The organism is Palleronia aestuarii (assembly GCF_003253995.1).
Classification (GTDB): Bacteria; Pseudomonadota; Alphaproteobacteria; order Rhodobacterales; family Rhodobacteraceae; genus Palleronia; species Palleronia aestuarii.
In genome coordinates this window covers 72,175-88,293 of sequence record NZ_QKZL01000009.1, presented here as the reverse complement: position 1 = coordinate 88,293, position 16,119 = coordinate 72,175, and the positions used below count along the sequence as shown (strand labels likewise).

General features: G+C 68.8%; 14 protein-coding genes. 12 read left to right on the top strand and 2 right to left on the bottom strand.

Annotation, left to right across the window (positions count from 1 at the left end; translation table 11 throughout):
• Positions 1–19: 19 nt before the first annotated feature.
• The 7 genes from LX81_RS12045 to LX81_RS12015 all read left to right on the top strand — a co-directional run bounded on the left by LX81_RS12045 (position 20) and on the right by LX81_RS12015 (position 8,641).
• Positions 20–1,405 (top strand): M16 family metallopeptidase, encoded by a 1,386-nt coding sequence (locus tag LX81_RS12045; RefSeq protein ID WP_111537570.1) that lies wholly within the window; start codon positions 20–22, stop codon positions 1,403–1,405.
• A complete protein-coding gene (locus LX81_RS12040) occupies positions 1,402–2,712 on the top strand; it encodes a M16 family metallopeptidase (RefSeq protein ID WP_111537569.1) in 1,311 nt (436 codons plus the stop codon). Before LX81_RS12045 ends, LX81_RS12040 begins: the two co-directional genes overlap by 4 nt.
• 57 nt (positions 2,713–2,769) lie before the next feature.
• Positions 2,770–4,605: a DNA mismatch repair endonuclease MutL gene (mutL, locus tag LX81_RS12035; protein WP_111537568.1), complete on the top strand. Its 1,836-nt coding sequence runs from the start codon at positions 2,770–2,772 to the stop codon at positions 4,603–4,605.
• Positions 4,605–5,825 (top strand): DNA recombination protein RmuC, encoded by a 1,221-nt coding sequence (locus LX81_RS12030; protein WP_211322754.1) that lies wholly within the window; start codon positions 4,605–4,607, stop codon positions 5,823–5,825. The genes mutL and LX81_RS12030 overlap by 1 nt, the downstream gene beginning before the upstream one ends.
• Before the next feature lie 80 nt (positions 5,826–5,905).
• The gene (locus tag LX81_RS12025) at positions 5,906–7,132 is read left to right on the top strand and encodes a glutathionylspermidine synthase family protein (RefSeq protein ID WP_111537566.1); all 1,227 of its coding nucleotides are present in this window, start codon (positions 5,906–5,908) and stop codon (positions 7,130–7,132) included.
• 16 nt (positions 7,133–7,148) lie between these two features.
• Positions 7,149–7,724 carry a DUF1190 domain-containing protein gene (locus tag LX81_RS12020; RefSeq protein WP_111537565.1) on the top strand — a complete coding sequence of 192 codons (576 nt, stop codon included), beginning with the start codon at positions 7,149–7,151 and terminating at the stop codon, positions 7,722–7,724.
• A gap of 65 nt (positions 7,725–7,789) precedes the next feature.
• On the top strand, positions 7,790–8,641 hold the full coding sequence (locus LX81_RS12015; RefSeq protein WP_111537564.1) for a sulfite exporter TauE/SafE family protein: 852 nt from the start codon (positions 7,790–7,792) through the stop codon (positions 8,639–8,641).
• A 1-nt stretch (position 8,642) separates the two neighbouring features.
• On the opposite strand, the gene LX81_RS12010 is transcribed toward LX81_RS12015, so the two are convergent.
• Positions 8,643–9,215, bottom strand: coding sequence for a GcrA family cell cycle regulator (locus LX81_RS12010; protein WP_111537563.1), 573 nt, complete (start codon positions 9,213–9,215; stop codon positions 8,643–8,645).
• 135 nt (positions 9,216–9,350) lie between these two features.
• On the opposite strand from LX81_RS12010, the gene LX81_RS12005 reads away from it, so the two are divergent.
• The 5 genes from LX81_RS12005 to LX81_RS11985 all read left to right on the top strand — a co-directional run bounded on the left by LX81_RS12005 (position 9,351) and on the right by LX81_RS11985 (position 14,337).
• Positions 9,351–10,154 carry an ABC transporter permease gene (locus tag LX81_RS12005; protein WP_234822591.1) on the top strand — a complete coding sequence of 268 codons (804 nt, stop codon included), beginning with the start codon at positions 9,351–9,353 and terminating at the stop codon, positions 10,152–10,154.
• Between the two features lie 102 nt (positions 10,155–10,256).
• Positions 10,257–11,117 carry a DUF2189 domain-containing protein gene (locus tag LX81_RS12000; RefSeq protein ID WP_111537562.1) on the top strand — a complete coding sequence of 287 codons (861 nt, stop codon included), beginning with the start codon at positions 10,257–10,259 and terminating at the stop codon, positions 11,115–11,117.
• 203 nt (positions 11,118–11,320) lie between these two features.
• A complete protein-coding gene (locus LX81_RS11995; protein ID WP_111537561.1) occupies positions 11,321–12,499 on the top strand; it encodes an aspartate aminotransferase family protein in 1,179 nt (392 codons plus the stop codon).
• Between the two features lie 74 nt (positions 12,500–12,573).
• Positions 12,574–13,479 (top strand): ornithine carbamoyltransferase, encoded by a 906-nt coding sequence (gene argF, locus LX81_RS11990; RefSeq protein ID WP_111537560.1) that lies wholly within the window; start codon positions 12,574–12,576, stop codon positions 13,477–13,479.
• Between the two features lie 84 nt (positions 13,480–13,563).
• The gene (locus tag LX81_RS11985) at positions 13,564–14,337 is read left to right on the top strand and encodes an ion transporter (RefSeq protein ID WP_111537559.1); all 774 of its coding nucleotides are present in this window, start codon (positions 13,564–13,566) and stop codon (positions 14,335–14,337) included.
• 119 nt (positions 14,338–14,456) lie between these two features.
• Here LX81_RS11985 and LX81_RS11980 read toward each other — a convergent pair whose 3' ends face one another.
• The gene (locus LX81_RS11980) at positions 14,457–16,109 is read right to left on the bottom strand and encodes a BCCT family transporter (RefSeq protein WP_111537558.1); all 1,653 of its coding nucleotides are present in this window, start codon (positions 16,107–16,109) and stop codon (positions 14,457–14,459) included.
• Positions 16,110–16,119: the final 10 nt, after the last annotated feature.

Genomic DNA, 16,119 nt, shown 5'->3' with positions numbered 1-16,119 from the left:
ACAAACGGAAGGTTCTTCCATGCCGCGCCTGCCCCTCGTCCTCCTCGCCCTCGGATTGTTCGGCGCATTGCCGCTCCGCGCGTCGGAGGTATCCTCCTTCACCCTCGATAACGGCCTCGACGTCGTCGTGATCGAGGATCACCGCGCGCCCGCCGTCGTGCAGATGGTCTGGTACAAGGTCGGCGCGGCGGACGAGCCGGCGGGCAAGTCCGGCATCGCGCATTACCTCGAGCACCTGATGTTCAAGGGCACCGACGATCTGGCGCCGGGCGAATTCAGCCGCGTGGTGGCGGAGAACGGCGGCACCGACAACGCCTTCACGAGCCAGGATTACACCGCCTACTTCCAGCGCGTGGCCGCCGACCGTCTCGGCCTGATGATGGAGATGGAGGCCGACCGGATGCGCGACCTCCGTCTCGACGACCGCGACATCGCGACGGAGCTGCGCGTCGTGCAGGAGGAGCGCAACCAGCGCACCGAGAACGATCCCGGCGCGCTCTTCTCCGAGCAGCGCGATGCGGCGCAATATCTCAACCATCCCTACGGCATCCCCGTGATCGGCTGGATGCACGAGGTCGAGGCGCTGGAACTCGACGATGCGGTGGATTTCTACCGGACGTATTACGCGCCCAACAATGCCGTCCTCGTCGTCGCGGGCGATGTCGAGCCGGAAGACGTGCGCGCACTCGCCGAAGAGCATTACGGCGGGCTCGAGCCGAGCGACGATCTGCCCGAGCGCCTGCGCCCGCAGGAGCCGCCGCAACTCGCTGAGCGACGCCTGACCTTCGAGGATCCGCGCGTGGCGCAGCCCTACGTGGTACGCACCTATCTCGCCCCCGAGCGCGATCCGGGAGACCAGCGCAAGGCCGCGGCGCTCACGCTGCTCGCCGACGTGCTGGGGCAGGGGCAGACCTCGGAACTGGCGCGTCGCCTGCAATTCGGCACGCGGGAGGCGCTCTACACCTCCGCCTTCTACAGCGGCACCTCGGTCGACGACACGACCTTCGGCCTCGTCATCGTGCCCGCGCCCGGTACCTCGCTCGAGGATGCGGAGGCGGCACTCGACCGGGAAGTGGCGGCGTTCCTCGAGGACGGGGTCGATCCCGAACAGCTGGAACGGATCAAGATGCAGATGCGCGCGGGCGAGATCTACGAGGACGACAGCGTCCAGTCGAAGGCGCGCCGTTATGGCGCCGGTCTCGCGACCGGGCTCACGATCGAGGATATCGAGGCGTGGCCGGACCTTCTGCAATCGATCACCGGCGAGGAGATCGTCGCCGCCGCGCGCGAGGTGCTCGACCGCGACCGCGCCGTGACGGGCTATCTCACGGCGCCCGAGGGCGCGCAGCCGGAGGCGACGCCGACGCCCACATCCCTTCCCGCGGCCGAGGAGGTCAGCCAATGATCCGCGTCGTTCTCGCCTGCGCCGCAGCCCTGGCCCTCGCGAGCCCCGCCCGCGCGGCGGTCGATATCGAGGAGGTCACCTCTCCGGGCGGCATCACCGCTTGGCTCGTGGAGGAGCATTCGCTGCCCTTCACGGCGCTTGAGATACGTTTCCGCGGCGGCACCTCGCTCGACCGGGAGGGCAAGCGGGGCGCCGTGAACCTGATGACTGGCCTCATCGAGGAAGGCGCGGGCGATCTCGACGCGCAGGGCTTTGCGCTCGCGCGCGACGAGCTCGCGGCCTCCTTCGGGTTCGACGCCTACGATGACGCGGTCTCCGTCTCCGCCCGGTTCCTCACGGAGAACCGCGATGAGGCGGTGGACCTTTTGCGAGAGGCCCTGGTGGAGCCGCGCTTCGACGAGGATGCCGTGGCGCGCGTGCGCAACCAGGTCCTGTCGATCATTGCGGGCGACGCCACCGATCCGGGCGCGATCGCAAGCCGTGCCTTCGACGCGCGCGCCTTCCCCGACCACCCCTACGGCACGTCCGGCGACGGGACGACGGAGTCGGTCGAGGCGCTGACCCGCGACGACGTGGTCGCGGCGCATGAGGACGCGGTCGCGCGCGACCGCGTCTATGTCGCGGCCGTGGGAGACATCACGCCCGAGGCGCTCGGAACCCTGCTCGACGATCTGCTGGGCGACCTGCCCGAAACGGGGGCGCCGTTGCCCGAGGAGGCAGATTACGCCCTCGAGCCCGGGGTGGAGATCATCGAGTATCCGGTCCCGCAATCCGTCATCCTCTTCGGCCAAGAGGGGCTGGCGCGCGACGATCCGGACTTCTTCGCGGCCTACGTGGCCAACGAGATCTTCGGCGGCGGCGGGTTCGAATCGCGCCTCATGGAAGAGGTGCGGGTGCAGCGGGGCCTCACCTACGGCATCGGCTCCTATCTCGTCCCCAAGGATCACGCGGCTCTCCTGATGGGGCAGGCCTCGACCGCGAACGCCTCTGCGGCGGAGACCGTCGAGGTCGTGAAGGACGAATGGGCGCGCATCGCCGACGGCGTGACGCAGGAGGAACTGGACGCGGCCAAGACCTACCTCACGGGGGCCTATCCGCTGCGGTTCGATGGCAATTCCACCATCGCGGATATCCTCGTCGGCATGCAGATGGACGACCTGCCCATCGACTACGTCGCGACCCGCAACGACGAGATCGAGGCGATCACGCTCGACGACATCGCGCGCGTAGCTGATCGCCTTTATCGCGAAGAGGATCTGGGCTTCGTGGTCGTTGGCCAGCCGGACGGCCTGTCGACGACGAACTGAGTCGACGAGCCATTTCGCGGTGGCGAAAGGGCTGGCGGACATGCTATCCCTAGGGGTATGTCCGCGCTCGACGCCTATATCCGGGTAGAACGCCCTACAATTCGTCGTCTCGACGAATCCGCCGTCAATCGCATCGCGGCGGGCGAGGTCGTCGAACGTCCCGCCTCCGCCGTGAAGGAACTCGTGGAGAACGCCGTCGATGCCGGGGCCACCCGCATTGAGGTGGCCTTCGCCGACGGCGGCAAGACGCTCATCCGCGTCGCGGACGACGGCTGCGGGATGGGGCCCGACGACCTGCCCCTCGCGCTCACGCGGCACGCGACCTCCAAGATCGACGGCACCGATCTCGTCAACATCCGCTCGTTCGGTTTCCGGGGAGAGGCGCTGCCGTCGCTCGCCGCGGTCGGGCGGCTGTCGCTGACCTCGCGGCTGCATGACGGGGACGGGCATTGCCTCCACGTCTCGGGTGGCCGGGCGGAGCCGGTGCGGCCCGCCGCGATCCGCAAGGGCACGATCGTTGAGTTGCGCGACCTCTTCTACGCCACGCCCGCGCGGCTGAAGTTCCTGCGCTCGGACCGGGCGGAGGCGCAGGCGATCGGCGATGTCGTGAAGCGCCTCGCCATGGCGGAGCCGCAGGTGGCCTTCACCCTCCGCGACGTCTCCGGCGGGGGTGAGGGCCGCGTGGTGTTCGAGGCGCAGGCGGGGACGGGCGATCTCTTCGACGCGCTTCTCGGGCGGCTCGGCCGTGTGCTCGGGACGGAGTTCACCGCGAACGCCCTCAGGATCGGGGCGGAGCGCGACGGGATCGGCCTCTCGGGCCTCGCGGCACTGCCGACCTATTCGCGCGGCTCCGCGGTGACGCAGTACCTCTTCGTCAACGGCCGGCCCGTGCGCGACAAGCTCCTCTATGGGGCGCTTCGCGCAGCCTACGCCGATTTCCTCTCCCGCGACCGCCATCCCGTGGCCGCGCTCTACGTGGAATGCGACCCCTCGGCGGTGGATCAGAACGTCCATCCCGCCAAGACGGAGGTGAGGTTCCGCGATCCCGGAACGGTGCGCGGGCTGATCGTGTCGTCGCTGCGGCATGCACTGGCGGAGGCGGGCCATCGGGCGTCGTCGACGATCGGGCACGCCACGCTCGGCGCGATGCGAGCGGAGCCGCAGGGCGCGCGCGTCTACCAGATGGACCGCCCCTCCCCACGCGCCCTCCGCGCGTCGGCAGAGGCCCAGGCGCCGGGCTTCGCGGAGACGGACCAACCGTCCGCCCGTACCGAACCCGCGGGTCCCGAACCCGATGCCCGCCCGCAGGAACATTGCCCCCTCGGCGCGGCCCGCGGTCAGGTCCACGAGAACTACATCATCGCGCAGACCGCGGACGGAATGGTGATCGTGGATCAACACGCCGCGCACGAACGGCTCGTCTACGAAACGCTGAAGCGGCAGATGGACGAGGCGGGCGTGCCCGCGCAGGCGCTCCTCATCCCCGAGATCGTGGAGCTGCCCGAGGCCGACGCGGCGCGGCTGCTCGAGCTTGCCCCGGAACTCGAACGGCTCGGCCTCGGGATCGAGGCCTTCGGCGGCGGCGCGGTCGCGATCCGCGAGACACCGGCGATCCTCGGTCCGATCGATGGCGCGGCCATGCTGCGCGACATCCTCGACGAGATCGACGATCTGGGCGAGAGCCTCTCGGTTCGCGCGCGGATCGAGGCGGTGCTGAGCCGGATGGCCTGCCACGGCTCCGTCCGGTCGGGCCGGCGGATGTCCGGCGAGGAGATGAACGCGCTTCTGCGCCGGATGGAGGCGACGCCCCATTCGGGACAGTGCAACCACGGCCGCCCGACCTACGTGGAACTGAAGCTCACCGACATCGAACGGCTCTTTGGCCGCACGTGATGGAGGGGGCTGCGCAGATTGCGTGGGGCGATCCGGTCGTCCTCGCGGCCCTGGCCGCCTTCGCGGCGCTCCTGCTCATCCTGATCCTCTGCCTCGTCGCGGTCGGCCGCGCCGGACGGTCCGCCCGGATGACGGAACGGCTCGCGCAGCAGCTCGCGCGGATGGGCGGCGACGTGGAGGCGCTGGCGGGCGGGCAACAGCGCCTCGCGGGCAACTTGCAGACGGTGAGCGATACCCAGGCCCGTGCGCAAGTGAGCGTCGTGCAGACCGTGGAGGCGCGGCTCGGCGCGGTGCAGCAGCACATGAACGACCGCCTTGCTGACAACGCCGCACGCTCGCAGCGCGCGATGACGGAGATGCAGGAGCGGATGAAGGAGGTCCTGCACGGCCAGACCACGCGCACGACCACCTCCCTCACGCAGCTTCAGGAACGGCTCGCGACGATCGACCGCGCGCAGGACAACATCACCAAGCTCTCGGGTGACGTGCTGAGCCTGCAGGACATCCTGTCGAACAAGCAGCGTCGCGGCATGTTCGGGGAGATCCAGCTCACCGACATCGTGTCGAAGGCGTTGCCCGCCGATGGCTTCACGCTCCAGCACACGCTCTCGAACGGCAAGCGCGCCGATTGCCTCGTCCACCTGCCGAACCCGCCGGGACCCATCGTGATCGACGCCAAATTCCCCTTCGAGGCGTTCGAGTCGCTCGCCGCAGCGGAAACGAAGGAGGAGCAGACCCGTGCGCTGCGGGCGCTGGGTCAGGCCACACGGGTCCATATCAAGGCGATCTCGGAGAAGTACATCATCGAGGGGGAGACGGCGGACGGCGCGATCCTGTTCCTGCCGTCGGAGGCGATCTATGCGGAGCTCCACGCGCGGCTGCCCGAGGTGGTGCGCGAGGGGTTCGCGGCGCGGGTCTGGATCGTGTCGCCCACGACCTGCATGGCGACGCTCAACACGATGCGCGCGATTTTGAAGGACGCGCGGATGCGCGAGCAGGCGGGCGAGATCCGCAAGGCCATCCGGCAACTCCACCGCGACGTGGAGATCATCGGCGAGCGCGCGGGCAAGCTCGAGACACATTTCCGCCAGGCGGGCGAGGACGTGAACGGCCTTCTCACCGCCACCGCGCGGGCGGGCAAACGGGCCCACCGCCTCGACAATTTCGACTTCGAGGATCTGCAGTCGAGCGAGACGCCGTCGCTTCCGGGGACATCCTGAGGCCCCGCGCCCCGACGATGTCGCATGGTATTCCGCGCGCCCCGTAGCTACCTGTCCTGCGAGAGAACGGAGGGACAGGCGTGGAGCGGATCGAGCTGGGCGAACGGCCCGACTGGCGGGAAGAGGCGGAACGGGTGGGCTTCACCTTCGCCGACATGCATGGCGAGCCCTACTGGGACGAGACCTCCGCCTATCGTTTCACCCTGAAGCAAGTCGAGCAGGACATCGAGGATCCGGCGACGGAGTTGCACGCCATGTGCCGGGAGGCCGCCGCCGCGATCATCGCGGACGAGGCGCTGATGGAGCGGCTCGGCATCCCGGAGGCGCATCGCGATCTCGTCGCCGACAGCTGGCGCAGGGGCGAGCCCGAGATCTACGGCCGCTTCGATTTCGCCTATGACGGTTCGGGCCCCGCGAAGCTGCTCGAATACAACGCCGACACGCCCACCTCCCTCTACGAGAGCGCGTCGTTCCAGTGGTCGTGGTTCGAGACGCAGCGCGAGCGCGGCGTGCTCGGCCCCGAGAGCGATCAGTTCAACGGCATCCACGAAGCGATGGTGGAGCGTTTCCGGGCGCTCTTTCCGGATGGCGAGGAGATGCATTTCACCGCCGCCGGGGGCAACCCGGAGGATTACAGCACCGTCGAATGCATGGGCTGGGCCGCGCGGGAGGCGGGGCTCGGCGCCCATTACGTCGATCTGGAGAAGATCGCGCTGAGCAAGGACGGGCAGTTCCTCGACGACGAGGACCGGGTGATCGGCACGCTCTTCAAGCTCTATCCGTGGGAGGATCTCTTCCGCGACGAATATGGCGCCAAGGTCGCCGGGTCGGGCTGCCTGATGCTGGAGCCCGCGTGGAAGTCGGTCCTGTCGAACAAGGGACTCCTGCCGGTGCTCTGGCAGATGTTCGAGGGGCATCCGAACCTGCTCCCCGCCTTCTTCGAAGCCGACGTCGCGGATGCCCTCGCCGGTCTCGGTGCGCCCGCGGCGGAGGTGGCCGACGCCTTCGAACGGGCCCGCGACACGCTTGCCGTGGGTCATGTCACCAAGCCGATCTTCTCGCGCGAGGGCGCGGCGGTGCGGATCGTGGAGGGGGGCGAGACGACCGAGAGCGCGCCCGACGACGCCTACGGCGCCCATCCGCGGGTCGTGCAGGGCTACGCGCCCCTGCCGGTCATGGGCGAGTTCCAACCGGTGATCGGCGCCTGGATCGTCGGCGAGAGCTGTGCCGGGATGGGGCTGAGGGAAGATCGCGGGCGGATTACCCGTGATTTGTCCCGCTTCAAGCCGCACTATATCGAAGATTGAGCCAAGGGAGCCCTACATGAGAAAACGATCACGCCGGGTCGCGCTCTGCATCGTCGGCGCCGCCGCCTTCTCCCTCGCCGGGTGCCGGGAGGAGCAGGTGGAGGCGCAGGCCTATCCCGACCTGCAGAGCTGTGAGGACGCGGCCGCCCGCGACGGCCTTCTCTCCTCCGACGAATGCGCGGAGGCCTTCGCGGAGGCGCGGGACCTGCATGTCGAGGCCGCCCCGCGCTACGACAGCATCGCCGTCTGCGAGGAGCAGCACGGGGAGGGCAATTGCGGAAGCGAGGAGCAGGTGGCGGGCACCGGCGGGTCCGGCATCTTCATGCCGCTCCTCGCGGGCTATCTCATCGGCAACATGCTGGGCGGACGCGGCATGGCCCGCGCGCAACCGCTCTACCGCACGCCCGACGGCCGGTTCACCGATGCCGGGCGCTCGAGCGTCTTCTCGTCGAACACCGGCAAGGCGCGGATGAGTTCCGCGCAATTCGCCCGTCCGGCCACCACGATGGGGCAGGCGCCGATGAGCCGGGCCGCCGCCGCGTCGCGCGGGGGCTTCGGCAGCACGGGCGGGGCGCGCGGCTTCGGGGGCTGAGCCTGCCTTGACCTCGGCTCTCCTGCGGTCGATGACGATGCGTCACTGACCGAAAGGAAGAGCCCATGGGCGGCCTAGATCCCCAGACCCTCCTGACCCTCGCGGGCGTCGCCGCCGCCGCCGGCATCGTGGGGGGCATCCTCGCGGGCCTTCTGGGCGTCGGCGGCGGCATCGTCATCGTCCCCGCCCTCTATCTCTCGCTCTCGCTCACCGGCATGAACACCGCGCTCATCATGCAGGTGGCGGTGGGCACGTCGCTCGCCACCATCGTCTTCACGGCGCTCAGTTCCGGCTACGGCCATTACAAGAAGGGCGCGATCGACACCGACCTCCTGAAGCTCTGGGCGCCCTCGATCCTCGTCGGCGTGGTGATCGGCGCGGTGCTGGGCGGGGTCGTCTCGGGACTGGCGCTCGTCGGTGTCTTCGCGACCGTGGCGATCTTCGTCGCCGCCGACATGATCCTGAGGAAGGGCGCGGACAGCGACAGCCCGCGCAGCTTCTCGAAGCCCGTCTGGGCGTTCTTCGGCGTGATCGCGGGCGGCATCTCGGCGATGATGGGGATCGGCGGGGGCACGGTCTGCGTGCCGCTCCTCAATTTCCTGGGCTACGACATCCGCCGCGCGGTCGGCACCTCGGCGGCGATCGGGTTCATCATCGGCGTGCCGGGCGCGGTGATCTACGCGCTGACGGGCCTCGGCCAGGAGGGGCTGCCGCCGTTCTCGCTCGGCTACGTCAACCTGCTCCTCGCGGTGGTCATCATCCCGCTCTCGGCGAGCTTCGCGCGGGTGGGCGTGCGGCTCGCACACGCCATCCCGCGCCGCGCGCTCCGGCTCTCGTTCGGGATCTTCCTGATGATCACGGCGCTCCGGATGTACTGGGATCTCTACAACGCGCTCGGCGCGCCGCCCGCCACCTGACCTAGCGCTTGCGGTCGCGACGCGAGGACATGGGCTGGAACGCCACGCCCACATGCGCCTCGCAATAGGGCTTGCCCGATTGCACGGGCAGGCCGCAGAACCAGAACTGCTCCGTCGCGGGATCTCCGATCGGCCATTTGCAGGTCCGCTCGGTGAGTTCCATGAGCCCGATCCGCTTCGCCGATTTCTCGACCTCGCGCACGGAGGCGAGCGCCTCGGGGCTGATCTCGTTGGCCGAAGGCTGCGGCGGCAGCGGCTGTCCGGCCGGGATGATCGCGCGCCGGTTCGAGGCGGGCGGCGCCGCGGATTGCGTCGACGGCTCCTCGATCTCGGGCTCCGGCGCGGGGGGGACCTCCACGGGCTCGGGTGCGGGCGCGGGCGCCTGTGCCTCCGGCTCGTCCTCTTCCCCGGCGACGGGCGCGAGGCCCGCGCGGTTGCTCAGGCCAAGGCGATGGACCTTGCCGATCACCGCGTTGCGGGTGACGTTGCCGAGTTCCTTCGCGATCTGGCTCGCCGACTGTCCGTCGTTCCACATCTTCTTGAGAAGCTCGACACGTTCGTCGGTCCAGGACATGTTCTTCCTCGTCAGGTTGGGCGGGCGTCAGGGATTGCGCGCAGCCGGGCGCCGCGCCGCTTGAGTTTTTCGCCAAGGCCCTATTCTAATCAGCCGCGCCGCCGATACAAGGCGGCAGGCAGAAGTGGATGGGTCATGGATCGCGCGAAAGACATGGGAGTGCGCCGCTTCGGGCGCTGGAACACGCTCGGGCTCGCCACGCTGGCGGAGCGCGAGTGCCGCCGGTTCATGTCGATCTGGTCGCAGACGGTGATGGGTCCGCTCATCAACGCGGGTCTGCTCCTCGCGGTCTTCGCCATCGCCATCGGCCCCACTCGCGGCGACGTGATGGGCGTGTCCTACGTGGAGTTCATCGCCCCGGGCCTCCTGATGATGACGGTGATCCAGAACGCCTTCGCCAACACCTCCTCCTCGCTCCTCGCGGCCAAGGTGCAGGGCAACATCATCGACACGCTCATGCCGCCGCTCTCGCCGGTCGAGATGCTCCTGGGCTATCTCGCGGGTGCCCTCGCGCGCGGGCTCCTCGTCGCGGTGGTGATCGCGGCGGTGATGATCGTGGTCATCGGCACCGGCATGGCGCATCCGCTCTGGTTCCTCGCCTTCGTGGTCATGGGGGCGCTCTTCATGGGCGCGCTCGGCATCCTCGCGGGGATCTACGCGTCGAAGTTCGACCAGATGTCGGCGATCACGAACTTCATCATCACGCCGCTCTCGTTTCTCTCGGGCACCTTCTACTCGATCGAGGCGCTGCCCGAACCGCTGCAGGCCGTGGCCCACATCGATCCGTTCTTCTACCTCATCGACGGCGCGCGGTACGGCACGCTCGGCGTCTCCGACACGTCCCCGGTGCTGGGCCTCGCGGTCTGCTCCGCCGCGACGCTCGCGCTCTGCGCGCTCGCCTGGCGCTGGTTCCGCGCGGGCTACCGGATGAAGTCCTGACCCGCCCCCTCCAATCCGAGCGCGCGAATCAATCCGGATCGTGCTAGGCTCGGGCAGACCGCGCCCATGCGGCGCGGCCCTGTGCGAGGGGAGAACGCGCTCATGACCAAGACGATCGGCAATCCCGGCAGCGTGGCGATCGGCACGATCGGCGCCATTTTCGGCGTGGTACCGCGCATCCTTCGACGAATGAGCGGATCGCACGGCGCCGTGCCCGAACTCCACCGCATCACGTTCGAGGATATCCGCGACGCGCTCGCGGACGGGGTGGGGGATTTCTCCGCGTTCCGCAGCGACGTTCTCTTCGCCTGCCTGCTCTACCCGATCGTGGGCATCGTCCTCGCCTGGGTCGCCTTCGACCGCAATCTCCTGCCTCTTCTCTTCCCGCTCCTCGCGGGCTTCGCGCTGCTGGGACCGCTCGCGGCGATCGGGCTCTACGAGATGTCGAGGCGCCGCGCGCGGGGCCAGGAGACGGGCTGGCAGGCGGGCTTCTCCGTGCTCGGTTCGCCCTCCATCGGCCCGATCCTGGCGCTGGGCGTGATCCTGCTCGCCACGTTTCTCGCGTGGATCGGCGCGGCGGCGCTGATCTACGACGCGACGCTCGGACCGGAACCGCCCGTGGGGCTGGGCGATCTTCTCACCCGGACGTTCGGCACCGGGGCGGGCTGGGCGATGATCGTCGTGGGCTTCGCGGTGGGCTTCGTCTTCGCGGCCTTCGTGCTTGCGATCAGCGTCGTCTCCTTCCCGCTTCTCATCGACCGCGACGTGGGCCTCGTCACCGCGATCGTGACCTCGATCCGCGTCGCCGCGGCCAATCCCGGTCCGATCGGGCTCTGGGGCGCCATCGTCGCCATCTCGCTCGCCGTCGGGTCCATCCCGTTGCTCCTGGGGCTCGTCGTCGTGATGCCGATCCTCGGACACGCGACCTGGCATCTCTACCGCCGGGCCGTGGCCGTGCGCTGAGATCGGGACTGGACAGGGCCGGTCGGCATCGGGTAACGCTGCCGTCATGGACCGGACGATCGCCCTCCTCGGAACGCTTCGACGCCGACGCTGATGCGCGTCCCGGCGGCGCGTCCCGCGCGCCGCACCGATCCCTTTTCACCCCTCCACATTCCGCCGACAGACCTTTCCGGGTCATGCGCCCCATCTGAGGACACCTCGACATGATTCCCTCGATCCTTCCGACCTATAACCGGACACCCATGGCCTTCACCGAAGGCACCGGGAGCTGGCTTCTGGCGGAGGACGGGACGCGATACCTCGATTTCGGGGCCGGGATCGCGGTCAATGCGCTGGGCCACGCCCATCCCGCGCTGGTCGAGGCGCTGACCGCGCAGGCGGGCAAGCTCTGGCACGTCTCGAACCTCTACCGCATCCCCGCGCAGGAGCGGCTCGCCGATCTCCTCGTCGAGCATACCTTCGCCGACACGGTCTTCTTCACCAATTCCGGGACCGAGGCCTGCGAGCTCGCGGTGAAGATGGCGCGCAAGCACTTCGCGGCGAAGGACGAGGACCGGACCCGGATCGTGACCTTCGAGGGCAATTTCCACGGCCGCTCCTCGGCCGCCATCGCCGCGTCGGGCTCGGAGAAGATGACCAAGGGCTTCGGCCCGCTCCTGCCGGGCTTCACCATCCTGCGCTGGGGCGACCACGACGCGCTCGAGGCGACGCTCGACGACACCGTCGCCGCGGTGATCGTGGAGCCGGTGCAGGGCGAAGGCGGCATCCGCCCGATGCCCGACGCCTGCCTCAAGGGCCTGCGGGAGCTCTGCGACCGGCACGGGATCCTCCTGATCCTCGACGAGGTGCAATGCGGCATGGGCCGGACGGGGCGTCTCTTCGCGCATGAATGGGCCGGGATCGCGCCCGACGTAATGATGGTCGCGAAGGGAATCGGCGGCGGCTTCCCGCTCGGCGCCGTGCTCGCCACCGAGAAGGCCGGCGCCGCGATGGTCGCGGGCACCCACGGCTCCACCTACGGCGGCAACCCGCTCGCCTGCGCGGTCGGCGCGAAGGTCGTGGAGATCATGACGGAGTCCGACTTCCTGCCCGAGGTCGGCCGCAAGGCCGGGATGCTGCGCCAGTCGCTCGAGGGGCTCGTGGACAGCCACCCGCAGGTCTTCGACCATGTCCGCGGCGCGGGCCTGATGCTGGGCATCAAGTGCCGCGTCCCGGCGCCCGACCTGGTCGCGGCGGGCTACGCGGAGGCGCTCCTGACCGTGCCCGCGGCCGACAACGTGGTGCGCCTGCTGCCGCCGCTCACCGTGAGCGAGGCGGAGATCGCGGAGGCGGTCTCCCGCCTCGATCGTGCCGCCACGGCCCTCGTGCGCGACGCCGCCTGACCCCATCCGCCTTGCCGATTGACCCGACCGGACCGGGGCCATGCCCCGCGATCCGTCAGAGAGGATCCCGTCCGATGCCGCACTTCCTTGACATCCACAAGACCGACCCCGACGCGCTCAGGGGGATCGTGGCCTCCGCCCGCGCGATGAAGGAGGCGCGGGACGGGGTGCCCAAGGGCACGCCCGATGCGGAGCAGCCGCTCGCGGGCCGCATGGTCGCGCTGATCTTCGAGAAGCCCTCGACGCGGACCCGCGTCTCCTTCGACGTGGGCGTGCGGCAGATGGGGGGCGAGACGATGGTGCTCTCGGGCGCCGACATGCAGCTCGGCCATGGCGAGACGATCGCCGACACCGCCCGCGTCATGTCGCGCTACGTCGATCTCATCATGATCCGGACCTTCGAGGAGGCGACGCTGCTCGAGATGGCGGAGCATGCGACGGTGCCGGTGATCAACGGGCTCACCAACCGCTCCCATCCCTGCCAGATCATGGCCGACGTGATGACCTACGAGGAACATCGCGGGCCCATCACTGGCAGGAAGGTCGTCTGGTCCGGCGACGGCAACAACGTCTTCGCCTCCTTCGCCCATGCGGCGGGGCAGCTCGATTTCGACCTCACCTTCACCGGGCCGGAGCCGCTTGATCCCGAACGCGCGCTCGACGGGCTCTACCGGACCGAACGCGACCCCGCCAAGGCGGTGGAGAGCGCGGATCTCGTCGTCACCGATACCTGGGTCTCCATGCACGATCCGCAATCGGCGCGCGAGCGGCGGCACAACCAGCTTCGCGGCTACCAGGTCAACGCGGAGCTGATGGCGCGCGCCAAGCCCGACGCGCTCTTCATGCATTGCCTGCCCGCCCATCGCGAGGACGAGGTGACGTCGGAGGTCATGGACGGCCCGGCCTCGGTCATCTTCGACGAGGCGGAGAACCGTCTCCACGCGCAGAAGGCGATCCTCCGCCACTGTCTCGGCGTCTGACGCCGGGGCATCGCGCAGCCGCGTTGACGGAGCCCCGAAGCTGGTCCAATCACCGGCCGAGACCAGAGCCGGACCCCTGAGACCATGACCTTCCGAGACCGTATCGGCGCGACCGTCGAGACCCGCAGCTTCCGCAACGCGATCACCACGGTGATCGTGATCAACGCGATCATCCTCGGCATGGAGACGTCGCAGACGCTGATGGAGGAGGCGGGACCGCTCATCGTCGCGCTCGACTGGGTCTGCCTCGCGATCTTCGTGGCGGAGATCGCGCTCAAGCTCGTGGCCCAGGGCCCGCGTTTCTTCCGCGACGGCTGGAACGTCTTCGACTTCGTCGTGGTGGGCATCGCGCTCGTTCCCGCCGCGCATGGCCTTTCGGTCCTCCGCGCGCTGCGGGTGATCCGGATCCTCCGCGTCGTGACCGTGATCCCGTCGCTCCGCCGCGTGGTGGAGGGGTTCCTCTACGCGCTGCCGGGCATGGGATCGGTGTTCCTCCTGATGGCGCTCATCTTCTACATCGCCTCGGTGATGGCGACGAAGCTCTTCGGCGCGTCCTTCCCGGACTGGTTCGGCGATCTCGCCCTCTCGGCCTATTCGCTCTTCCAGATCATGACGCTCGAAAGCTGGTCGATGGGCATCGTGCGCCCGGTCATGGAGATCTATCCCTATGCTTGGGCCTTCTTCGTGCCGTTCATCATGATCACCACCTTCGCGGTGGTGAACCTGATCGTGGGCCTCGTCGTCAATTCGATGCAGACCGCCCATGAAGAGGAAAGCGTCGCCGCGACCGACGCCTATCGCGACGAGGTGCTCGCCCGGCTCGAGGCGATCGAGAAGCGGCTCGCGGAGCGCGGCTGACCTCCCGTCCTTCGCCGCCCCGGGCTCGACCCGGGGCCTCGTGACATCCGCGCCTGTCGCCCGCCCCCGCGAGGTCCCGGGTCAAGCCCGGGACACCCTGTTCTAGACGCGGTGGAGCCTCACTCCGCCGGCGACGGCTCGCCGCGCGGAGAGGGTGCGGCTGGTCCGTCGGCGCGGTCGCCTTCGCCGGCGGGCGCGGGCGGCATGTTGTGTTCCGCCTCGGAGTCGCTGCGGTAGCGGACGCGGTGGCGGTGGACCATGAGCGCGTCCCATCTGAGCGAGCGCCAGAGGCCGAAGGCGATCAGCAGGACGACGATGGCGAAGGGAAAGCCCGCCACGACCGCCGCGGCCTGCAGCGCGTTGAGCCCGCCCATGAGCAGCAGCACGGCCGCCACGGCGCCTTCGGCCACGGCCCAGAAGACCCGCTGCACCTTCGGCGGATCGGGATCGCCGCCCGCCGTCAGCATGTCGATGACGAAGGAGCCCGAATCCGACGACGTGACGAACCACATGACGATCAGCACGGTCGCGAAGATCGAGGTGAGCGCCGTGAACGGGAAGTATTCGAGCAACGCGAACATCGTGTTGCCGTAGGCTTCCTTCGTCGCCTCGATCAGCGCCGGATCGCCCCCGAGCGAGATCTGGATCGCCGTGCCGCCGAAGGCCGTGAACCAGAAGAACATGATCGAGCAGGGGATCAGCATCACGCCCGCGAGGAATTCGCGGATCGTCCGGCCGCGGCTGATCCGGGCGATGAAGATGCCGACGAAGGGCGCCCAGCTCACCCACCAGGCCCAGTAGAAGATCGTCCAGCTGTTCTGCCACGATCCGTCCGACCAGCCTTCGGTCCAGAGGCCGAGGGAGACGAACTCCGACAGGTAGTTGCCGTAATTCTCGACATAGGTGTCGAAGATGAAGAGCGTGGGCCCGACCGCGACCATGAAGACGAGGAAGACGAGGCTGAGGACGATGTTGATGGTCGAGAGCCGCTTGATCCCCCCGTCGAGCCCCGCCACGACCGAGAGCGTCGCCGCCGCCGTGATCGCCGCGATGACGAGGATCTGCACGAGGCTCGATTCGGGGACGCCGAAGACGTAGTTCAGCCCCGAATTCACCTGCATGGCGCCGAGGCCCAGCGAGGTGACGATGCCGAACATCGTCCCGAAGACGGCGAGGATGTCCACGAGATCGCCCCAGCGTCCGTAGATGCGGTCGCCCAGGATCGGATAGAGCGCCGAGCGGATCGTGAGCGGCAGGCCCTTGCGGAAGTGGAAATACGCGAGCGCCAGCGCCACCACGGCATAGACCGCCCAGGCATGGAAACCCCAGTGCATGAAGCTCAGCACCATGGCCTGCTTCGCCGCGGCCTCGGTCTCGGCCTCCGCGATGGGCGGCGAGAAAAAGTGGTACATCGGCTCCGCGACGCCCCAGTAGATGAGGCCGATCCCGATCCCCGCGGAGAACAGCATCGCCACCCAGCTGAAGAGGTCGTATTCGGGATCCTCGTCCATCCGCCCGAGGCGGATATCGCCGAAGGGCCCGAGCGCCACGAAGGCCACGAAGATGACCAGCAGGTTCACCTCCACGATCAGTACCCAGCCGAAATAGGTGGTCAGGAACGATTGCAGCCCGTTGAACACAGTGCCCGCGGTCTCGGTGAAGAGCACGCCGAAGGCGATGAAGCCGAGGATCAGGAGGGCCGACCAGAGAAAGACCGTCCGGTTGACCTTCGGAAAGATCAGGAGGGAAGATTGCTCGATGTGGTTACGCATCTCGCGCCTC